The 9553-nt window shown below is 69.6% G+C and carries 6 protein-coding genes; 2 read left to right on the top strand and 4 right to left on the bottom strand.

Going from position 1 to position 9553, the window contains the following annotated elements; translation table 11 throughout:
* Nucleotides 1-129: 129 nt before the first annotated feature.
* Nucleotides 130-1290 (bottom strand): MalY/PatB family protein, encoded by a 1161-nt coding sequence (locus ACIA3K_RS07860; RefSeq protein WP_396799766.1) that lies wholly within the window; start codon nucleotides 1288-1290, stop codon nucleotides 130-132.
* Nucleotides 1287-3191, bottom strand: a complete 1905-nt coding sequence (locus ACIA3K_RS07855; protein WP_396799765.1) for a B12-binding domain-containing radical SAM protein — start codon at nucleotides 3189-3191, stop codon at nucleotides 1287-1289. The genes ACIA3K_RS07860 and ACIA3K_RS07855 overlap by 4 nt, the downstream gene beginning before the upstream one ends.
* A gap of 263 nt (nucleotides 3192-3454) precedes the next feature.
* On the opposite strand from ACIA3K_RS07855, the gene ACIA3K_RS07850 reads away from it, so the two are divergent.
* Together ACIA3K_RS07850 and ACIA3K_RS07845 are read left to right on the top strand one after the other, a co-directional pair.
* On the top strand, nucleotides 3455-5038 hold the full coding sequence (locus tag ACIA3K_RS07850; protein WP_396799764.1) for a class I adenylate-forming enzyme family protein: 1584 nt from the start codon (nucleotides 3455-3457) through the stop codon (nucleotides 5036-5038).
* On the top strand, nucleotides 5035-6153 hold the full coding sequence (locus tag ACIA3K_RS07845) for an SDR family oxidoreductase (RefSeq protein WP_396799763.1): 1119 nt from the start codon (nucleotides 5035-5037) through the stop codon (nucleotides 6151-6153). The genes ACIA3K_RS07850 and ACIA3K_RS07845 overlap by 4 nt, the downstream gene beginning before the upstream one ends.
* On the opposite strand, the gene ACIA3K_RS07840 is transcribed toward ACIA3K_RS07845, so the two are convergent.
* Entirely contained in the window at nucleotides 6124-7392 is a 1269-nt protein-coding gene (locus tag ACIA3K_RS07840) for an MFS transporter (RefSeq protein ID WP_396799762.1), read from the bottom strand. The genes ACIA3K_RS07845 and ACIA3K_RS07840 overlap by 30 nt on opposite strands.
* Before the next feature lie 33 nt (nucleotides 7393-7425).
* A complete protein-coding gene (locus tag ACIA3K_RS07835) occupies nucleotides 7426-9477 on the bottom strand; it encodes a hypothetical protein (protein ID WP_396799761.1) in 2052 nt (683 codons plus the stop codon).
* Between the last annotated feature and the right edge of the window lie 76 nt (nucleotides 9478-9553).

Genomic DNA, 9553 nt, shown 5'->3' with positions numbered 1-9553 from the left:
CCGGATACAACACCGGTATCCGGACGAAACCGCGCCTTGCCGGATCGCCGCCCGGACTCCGCCTCGGCTCGACCGCCCTTATGAAACAACCCCTGGGAGACGGGCGGCCGGTCCTCCCCGGCCAACGGGTCACGGCAGACCTGTCACGGCGTCGTTCAGGCGGCGCAGGATCTCGGTGAGGACCTCCGGCTCCGTGGCGAAGTTGAGCCGCACGTGCCCGCGTCCCTCCGGCCCGAAGTCGCTGCCCCGGAACAGCATGACGCGGGCCTCGCGGGCGAAGAACGCGGCCGGGTCGTCGCCGAGACCGGCCGGGCGGCAGTCGATCCAGGACAGGAAGGTGGCTTCGGGCAACCGGTGCACCAGCGGGGAGGGGAGATCCCGGTGCACCTGCTGGCGGTTTCGGGCGATGACCCCGAGGACGCTGTCGAGCCAATCGTCCCCGGAGCTCCACGCCGCCTTCAGCGCGGTCATGGCGAGCACGCCGACCTGCCCGAAGAGGATGCCGCGATGGGCGTCGACGGCCTCGCGCAGCCGCGGGACGCCGATATGGGCGACGGCGCAGCGGATCCCGCCCAGGTTGAAGGCCTTGCTGCCCGAGGTGAGTGTGACGCTGTGTGCCGCCGCCTCCGGCGAGAGGGAGGCGAACGGAATGTGACGGCCACCCTCGTACACCAGGTCGGCGTGAACCTCGTCGGAGATCACCAGTAGGTCGTGCTCGACAGCGAGCGCGGCCAGCCACTCCAGTTCGGCGCGGCGAAACACGCGTCCGGTCGGGTTGTGCGGATTCACCAGGAGCAGCGCGCGGGCGCCGCGCCGGACCTCGTCGGCGATCCGGTCCAGGTTCAGCTGCCAGTCGTCGTCGCGGTGGACCACCGGCACGAGGCGCGGCGGCCGATCGAGCCGGACCAGCACGTCGGCGAAGGGCGGGCAGGCGGGGGAGTGCAGCACCACCGGATCGCCCGGAGTGGTGCCCAGGTGGAGCACGACCTGCATCGCCTGGTTGATGTCGGTGAACGTGCGGACGTGGGCCGGGTCCGCGGCCCAGTCGAACCGGCGGCGCGTGCGGTCGGCGAAGGTATGCCCGAGCGGGCCGCCGTCCGACTCGTCGTATCCGGTGGCGTAGCCGAGGTCGGTGTCGACGCGGTGCAGCAGAGCGTCGCGCACCGCCGGGGCCACCGGGAAATCCATGTCGGCGATCCACGCGGGCAGGACCCCGTCGTCGACCGCCGCCCACTTCTCCCCGTCCCGCCGCCGCAGCGCAGCCAGATCCACCGGGTCGGATCTCGTCACAGGCTCACCTCGTACCGATCAAGTGGAGTCGCCGTGTTGTCGTTGCGCGCGGTGCCCCAATGGCGCGTCGTCTCGGAGTGGATGTACCACAGGTCGTCCTCGGTCAGCGCGGTGGAGATCACGCCGGGAAACGCCTCCTCGAAGTAGATGTAGGGCGCGCGGTTGTCGATGTTCGGCGAGTGGTAGTCCAGCTTGTCGGTCATGCCGTGCAACCTGGTGATCGGTGTGGCGGGGTGGTAGGTGAGGATGTTCGGACTGGCCACATCGATGAGACCGTCGGCGACCAGGCCGGCCACCCCGGTGATGGTCTCCTCGATGCTGGCCCGCGTCTCGCCGTCGAGGCCGAACAGGACCGCCGAGCCCACCCGCAGACCGGCTGACTTCACCAGCACCGCGGCCTCGCGGACCTTCGTGGCCCAGCCTCGTCCCTCGACGCGTCGCAGATTCTTGTGAATGTTGTCCATCACCTGGTCGGACAAGCTCTCGATGCCGATGTAGACGTAGCTGCACCCGACTTCCCGCATTGCCGCCAGGACCTGACGGGACCTGTCCGGCGTGTTCAGGGCGGCGAGGACGTCCACCGTCAGCTGTGCGCCCCACTCCAGCCTCCGTAGCCGATCGATGTCGGCTGCGGAGGGCAGGCTGCGGCGGTGGCGCTCCGGGAGCGCGTCCGCCGGCGCGGAGCGCAGCTCGCGCAGTTCGGCGCAGAAGTCGAGAATATCGCGGTACGTCCCGCTCCAGAAGATCGAGTCGTCGAAGAACATCGCCTCCGCGCCGTAGCCGACGTACTCGACGACCCGGTCGATGCCCGCACTGGTCCGGCGGAACTTCTTCAGGCCGCCGGCCAGGTTCGCCGTCTCCGAACAGAAGTTGCACTGGTAGGGGCAGGCGTTGGAGATCATGATGTGGGCGGTCCGCCGGATGTCACCGGTGCGCGGGTCGACGAAGATGGGGAAGCGGGAGCGGATCGCGAAGCCCTCGTAGGGTGCCGGGAGCGCGGCCAGGTCGATCTGCGTACCGTGCTGTGGATAGGCGACCGTCTGGGCCGGCGTCATCAGCGTGATCAGGGATCGCCCGGGTGCCGTCCCCCACGCGGCGAGCATCTCCTCGAGCGAGCCGCGTACGGCCTCGGGGTCGACCTCGCCGGTGTCCAGATCCACGGTGGACGCGACGGCCCGCATCAGCAGGTCGAGAGAGTGGTAGGCCTCCCCGGAGATCGTGGCGTCCACGACGTGGGGCACCTCGCCGGCTCGCATCACCGCCAGGGTGCTGCTCGCGGCCACCGTCAGTGTCTCGCTGCGCGGTGCGCAGGTGATGGTCTCGTCGACGTGTCGGCCCCCGAGCACGACGAACACGCCGGGTGCCTCCGCCTTGGCAATCTCGGCGATCTCGAGCGCGTAGCGGTGAGCGGGGGAGACGCTGGAGATGAGGACCACCGATGGTCGCGTCTGGCGGACGAGGTCCCGCCAGCGCTGCTTGGCGTTCTGGTCCCAGACTCGCGGGTCGAAGACCGTCTCGTCGGTGTTCGGATCCTCGCCGTAGGGGCGATAGCCATCGTGGCTGACGGCGTTGCGGTAGGCCGGATCCGGAAATCTGGTCCAGTGCGGCGCGAGGTCGTTGTAGTGCTTCGCCTGGTCCAGGGGCACCGCGTCGTGGACCGCGTTGTGCACGGCCACCGACAGAGCCGCGTACAGGCACATCGGGTCACCGGGGTAGGTGATCTCACCCTCCGCCTGCGTCATGACCGGCGCGAGCACCGAGAGCACCGGAAACCAGCGATGGGTGCGCCGGCCGGTCGTCAGTTGCTCGGCGAGCCGAGCCCGGCGTTCGGTCAGTAGCTGGGCGAAGCCTGGCGAGAGGCCGGTACGCGGGATCCGTCGGACGTCTGTCGCGTCTGGCATTGAGCATTCTCCCTATCGCCGCCCCCGTTTCCTCCTGATCGGTGCCAGGTTTCAGGAGGCAGACTGATCAAGGATATAGACTGTCGCCGTGGTACTGCGACCCAGCGAAGCCGGCTTGATCGCGTCGTGGCCGAGACCGTCGGCGCGGTCACCGAGCGTCAAAGCGTCCACAGTGGTCGGTGGTGGGTCGCCTTCGTAGCAGTCCGTCACCACCAAGATCGTCGTGGCGTCCGGCCAGGACGCTGCGTGCTATAACATTGATCATGACGAGTGAGACGCCAGTGGCCGGCGCGTCGACGGCGGACTTCCTGGAGGCCCATACGTACCAGGGAGTTCCTTGGTCCCAGGCGCTGGTCCCACGGCCTTCGTTGATCGAACGCGTGGCAGAACAGGCGCAAGTGCGGCGAGACGCGCCGGCGATCACCGTGCTGCGACCTGATGGCGACGAGTCGTGCTCGTACGCCGAACTATGGGCCCGGGTGTCGGCCGGGCAACGTGAACTTGCCGGATCTGGCGTCGGAGCCGGCGACATCTGTGGGATCCACGTCAGCAACTCGATAGAGAGTGTCGTCTCCATCCTCTCGGTCATCGCGGCCGGCGGCGCGGCACTCCTGGTGGACGCGAACGAGCCGGAGGTGCGCTCGAACGAGATAGTCACGAGCGCGGCAACGGTCGACCTGAGGCCGGGCAACGGCCGGAGACGGATTCGTCCGCCGCGCGTCGGTGACGAGGAGTCGGCCACGCACCGACCGTGCGTGATGGTGTGCACGACAGGGTCGACAGCGGCTTCGAAAGTGGTCATCCAGGCCGAGTACTCGATCGTGATCAACGCGTTGGCCGTCGCACGTCATCACAGGATGACGCACACTGACGTCGTCGCGTGTCCGTTGCCGATCTCGCATGTCAACGGCCTCGAATTCGGACTGTTCGCGACCCTGTTGCGCGGAGCGCACTGCCTCTTGTACGGAGAATTCGACCCGTTCCACTTCATCTCCACCCTTCATCGCCAGGAGGCGACGCTCGCGACGACGGTTCCGCCGCTTCTGCGGGCGCTGTCGAGCATTCGGGAATGGCCCAGCCTCGAACGTCTGCGTTACTTCGTGTCGGCGGCCGCGCCGCTGCCGTCGGAGGTCCTGGAGGGCATCCACGAGCGGGGCAAGTGCGCCGTTCAGGGCTACGGACTTTCCGAAACCATGAACTTCTCGACCGTGATGCCCTACGCGAGCCGTGGGGGCGTGCTGCACGGTTGTGAGTTCGGCGCGAATTTTCCGCATATTCCGTCGGTCGGGTCGGCGATACACGGGAACGAGATCGCGATTCAATCCAACGGAGCTTTCGTACCCGCGGGGGAGGTCGGAGAGGTCGTCGTTCGCGGGCACTCGGTGATGTCGGGCTACGCGGACAACCCTGCCGCGACCGAAGAGGCCTTCGCCGGCGGTTGGTTCCATACCGGCGACCTGGGGCTCGTCGAGCCAAGTTCGCGGTACCCAGGGCATTCGCTCCTGTACCTCACCGGGAGAATCAAGAACGTGGTCAAGTGCGCCGGCGCCTCGATCTCCCTGGATGAACTCGACCGCGTCGTCCTGGGCGTTGTCGGGGTCGACGACGCCTGTGCGGCTGCCCGGCCCGACGTGCATCGCGGCGAGGCCGTGACGGTGTTCTACGTGACTCGCGCGGATCATGAGCTGAACCAGCAACTCGTCAGAGATGCCTGCGCACGGGTCGCTTCGCCGTCTCTGCTGGGGCTGCGAATCGTGCGGCTAGCGGCCATACCCCGGCTGCGCTCGGGAAAGCCGGACCGGAGGCAGCTCGCGTCGCAAGCGGCCGCGAACGTGGGTTCGCGGTGACTCGTGACGGGGAGGACAGCAGCCTGGTTGGGCTTGTGTCCCGTTACCGTCGATCGGCGGCGGAACTCCGTCCGCCGGGCCATTACGGCGCGGGGAACGGCAAGCTGTTGCTCACGGGTGTGTCCGGATTCTTCGGGCGCAGCCTGCTGAAGCAGATCACGACAGCCATGCCCGATCAGGAGATCTACTGTTTGGTACGCGACGTCACCTCCAGGATCGACGCCACCGGCCAGGTCCAGTCGATAGTGGGAGACCTGTCGCTGCCATTCCTGGGCCTCTCGGCGCGAAAGTGGGGGGAGCTGGGCCGGGAGGTGGCCACCATCGTGCATGCGGGGGCGTTGGTGAACCACTCCCTTCCGTTCGAGCGGCTGGTAGACGCGAACGTCTCGGGGACGCTCGCGCTCCTGCGCCTGGCCGGCGAATCTCGCAGCAAGCGCATGCACTTCATATCTTCCGTGGCAGTTCTCGGTCGGAGCAGGGCCGGGAGCTACGCGCAAGAGCTACCGTCCCAACCTCCGTCCGGCGGATACGCCCAATCGAAGTGGTTGGCGGAATCCCTGATCGAGATTTGCCAGACGGCGGGGTTCGCCGTCAGTACGTACCGGGTGGGTGGCCTGGGTCCCGACACGGAGACCGGCGAGGTGAATCTCAGGGACTGGCGGTGGCTCACCATGCGAGCCGGCCTCGAATCCGGGTGCTGGCCGGCCGGCCGTGGCGGTCCACGATGGCTGCCAGTGGATGTGGCGGCCAGGATGGTGGCGAATGTCGTCGCCCATGATCCCGATCCGGCCGCCCGCTATGGCCTTCTGGCGCCGGCCAGCCCGACCTGGGATGCGGTCTTCGAGGAACTGGTCCGTCTCGGGTACGACCTGGACAAGGTTGACCGTGAGACGTGGTTCGACACGATGCGAGGTCGGGCCAGGGCTCGCGACGAGACGTCGATGAGAGTCCTCGCGCTGAGGTTGCCACACCAGCCCGAGACTGAGAACGGCGGCGATGTGGAGCCGGTGGGGGGCGTGCCTCCGCGGTCGTGGAATGTGGCGAACCTCCCGAAGACGATTCACTGGGCCACTGAGCGCGGCTTCCTACGAGCCCCGGGCGGCCGAAACCGGTGAGTCGGCCAGCCCCGCGCGGGCCGGTTCGTCCAGCTCGGGCCAGCCGTGCAGGTTTCCGTTGCGGTCCTGTCGCAACGACCGGATCCGGGGGACCAGGAGCACGGCGACCACCGAGAGGCATACGCACGCCGCGCCCAGCAGCAGTACCTCGGTCTCGCCGATCCGGCCGCTCAGCGGACCGACCGCCACGAAACCCAGCGGCGCGACGGTGAAGGACACCAGCCAGTCGTACGAACTCACCCGGGAGAGCACTTCCTCGGGGATGAGGCGCTGAATGGCTGTCAGCCAGACGTTGTTCACAAACGAGACCCCGGCCATCGCGGCCACGGCCGCGGCCACGCTCACCAGGATCGGCGACGGGCCGATCAGGGCGGCGAGCTGCAGAGCGGTCAGCGCCAGGCCCAGGTGGGCGATGGTCAGCGGGTGCCGGGGCCGCCAGCGCAGCGAGAGCGCCCCACCGGCCAGCGCGCCGACCGCCATGCTGGTGCTGATCAGACCCCAGGCGGACGCGCCGCCGGCCTGCCGGTCCAGGATGACCGGACCGAGCACCAGGAAGGCGCAGTATCCGAGGTTCCAGATCGCGTGACAGCACAGGGCGATCCAGTACCAGGAGCGCGAGGCCATCTCGCGCCAGCCCACCGCCAGGTCCGTGAAGAAGCTGGTGCGTCCACGAGGCCGGCTGGGCGGCAGTTTGAGCAGGCCGACGGCGACGGCGCTGACCAGGAAGGTGACGGCGTTCAGCAGATAGACCCAGCCGACCGCGGTCGTGGCTACGAGGATGCCCGCCACCAGCGGCCCGAGAATCTCGGCGGTGCTGCGGGAGATGCCCATCAACGCGTTGGCCTGCTGCAGGCGTGGTGAGCTGACCGTCTGGGGGACCATCCCGGTGAAGGCGGGCTTGCCGATCGCGGCCGCCGCGCCGGAGCAGACCGCGGCACCCGTCAGCACCGCGACGTTCGGTCGACCGGCGAGGAGAAGAACGCCGACGCCAGCCTGGATGACCAGCAGGAAGGTGTCGCTGCCCACGAGCAGTAACCGGCGGGACATCCGGTCGGCGAGCGTGCCGCCGAGCATCAGCAGCACCACCTTGGCCACCGTGGAGGCGGCCAGCACGGTGCCGATGTCGGACGCCGAGCCGCCCACCGACAGCACCGCGAAGGCGAGGGTGACGGGCATCAGCGCGTCGCCGAACGACGACGTCGTCCGTCCGATCCAGAGCATGCGGAAGGGCCGCTCCACGAGCGCCCCAAGGCGGTTTGTCGCGTCCACGCGCTAGGCCCCCAGCCAGATCGCACGCGTGAAGCAGCGGACCGCTCCGTCGACGGCGACGAGGACATAGATGTTGTGCATGTCAGGAATCGTTCGTTCCGGTTCGCTCTCTCCGTGCAGCTCCACCGTGTGGCCGGCCCCGGCGGCCAGCTCGACGGACTCGATTCCGTCGAGCCGGCACCGCAGCAGATCCTGCCGGCGGAAGGCAGCGCCGACCGTCACCGCGACGGCCCGGTCCGCCGAGGCGGTGACCTCGACGCCGAGGCGGAACCGCTCACCACGGGCCACCTCGGCGGGTGCCGTGATCAGGACCGTCGCGTCGAACTCCGCCGCACCGCAGAAGACCTCGCCACAGCGGGAGCAGACCAGGTAGCACAACCGGGGACCGGTGCCCGCCGCCGGGATGACGTCGTGGCGGACGGCGGTGACGTCCATGCAGAAGAGACACCGCTCCGCGTCGTCGGCCGTCCGCAGCACCTGCCAGGGCTCCGGCCAGCCGCCGTAGGAGTGGTAGAAGGAGCTGGCTACGACGGTCAGCTCCTGCTCGATCGCGGCGTGCTGCACGGCGAACAGTCCCGCGCGGGCCGACGCGTACGCCTCCGCCGCCTCGCGGGCAGCGCCCAGATGCTCGGCCGCGGCGCGCTGCTCTACCGCCGTCCGCGCTGCGCGGTCGAGCGCGTCCAGCCGGTCGCCGTCGACCCGCATGCCGATCTCGGGGAGCTCGCGCAGCCGCTGTGACCACGGCCGGTACCGGTCCCGCCAGGACACGTCGAGTAGCCCCGGCGCGGGCGCGACCGGACCGGTCGACCGGCCGTACGCCTCGGTCAGGGCCCAACTGGTCGTGCCGTCCGCCCGGGTCACCACCACGGGGCCGCCGGGGCGCACCGGAAGCAGGCCGGTCCCGTCCAGCAGCGTCGCCGCGGGACCGGCGGGGATCTCCGTCGTCCCGTCGGCCGACGCCGTCACGCGGACGGCCGTGGCGCCGGGCATCGGCGCCAGACCGGCGTCGCCATAGAGAACCAGCCGGCCCAGGCCCGTCGGGTCCACCGCGATCGCCTGGTTGACCTCGGCCAGCGCCGTGCCGAGCGGCAGGCCGGCGCGGAGCAGCCCTCGCAGCAGCGGCGCCGCCCAGGAACTGCCGCCACGGGTGCCCACCGCGCAGATCACGGCGAGGGAGGAACCGGCGAGCATGGTCAGCGGAACCGACACGTCGGTGCGCACCGCGCCATCGCCGCTGGCGGCGATGCGGCAGGCGTCGAACACCACGAAGGCCGCACGGACCTCCGTGGCGCGCAGATTGTCGCTGATCTTGTAGCCGAACCTGCAGCACTGTTGGCTCTGCTGACAGGCGGCGAGATGCCCCGACCAGCGGTCGGGCCGGACCGGCTCGACGGGCAGCAGAGCCTGTTCGTCGAGTCGGCCGCAGATCATCCCGTCCAGCAGGTTGATCGAGCAGTTCTTGGCGTGCCCGCGGCCGGTGAGGATGGCGACGCCGCTCCGCGTGGCCGCCCGCAGCCCCGCCGTCGTGATGTCGAGCCCGGTCAGCCGGTCCGGCCCGTCGACCTCGGTGACCGTGTCGAAGGAGAGGTCGGCGGACGTGGCGGCCACGGTCGGCCCGTAAAGAAGCGTTCGAGCGGCGAGCCCGCTGGCCGTGGCCGGGTCCCGGGCCACGAAGAGGCCGAGTCGGGAATGGGTGGGCAGCGCGGCGAGCACCGCCGAGGTCACGCCGTCGACGGCACCCACCAGGGTGACCGGGACGTCCGTGCTGAGCCGGACCGCCTCGGCGAGGGTGGCACGCCGCATCGGCCGCCCCGATCCGCGGGCCAGCACCTGGCCGACGGGTTCGAAGTCGTCGTCGGTCACCAGCACCACGCCCTGCCAAGCGCGCGGGCCCGGCAACGCGGTCGCCGGCTCGGAGACCAACGCGGATGGCGCGTCCGGCGGAGCCAGGACCGGAACGAGCGCGAGGTCGGGATCCACCCGCTGCGCGAGCGCGGCGTAGGACTGCGGATCGGTGACCGTCGTGATCCGGCCGCCGTTGGGCGACGTGGTCACGTCGAGATGGCGTTCATCGGCGGAGAACCCTTCGATCAGTCCTGCGGTGCCGGTCAAGGGTAGGTCGAGGCCGGCG

It is taken from the genome of Micromonospora sp. NPDC051543 (assembly GCF_044454415.1).
GTDB lineage: Bacteria > Actinomycetota > Actinomycetes > Mycobacteriales > Micromonosporaceae > Micromonospora.
This window is presented reverse-complemented; position numbering and strand designations above follow the sequence as displayed.

Excerpts from the sequence above, each read along its gene's own strand:
- ACIA3K_RS07850 (WP_396799764.1), top strand. The coding sequence starts at position 3,455 with ATGACGAGTGAGACGCCAGTGGCCGGCGCGTCGACGGCGGACTTCCTG.
- ACIA3K_RS07855 (WP_396799765.1), bottom strand. The coding sequence starts at position 3,191 with ATGCCAGACGCGACAGACGTCCGACGGATCCCGCGTACCGGCCTCTCG.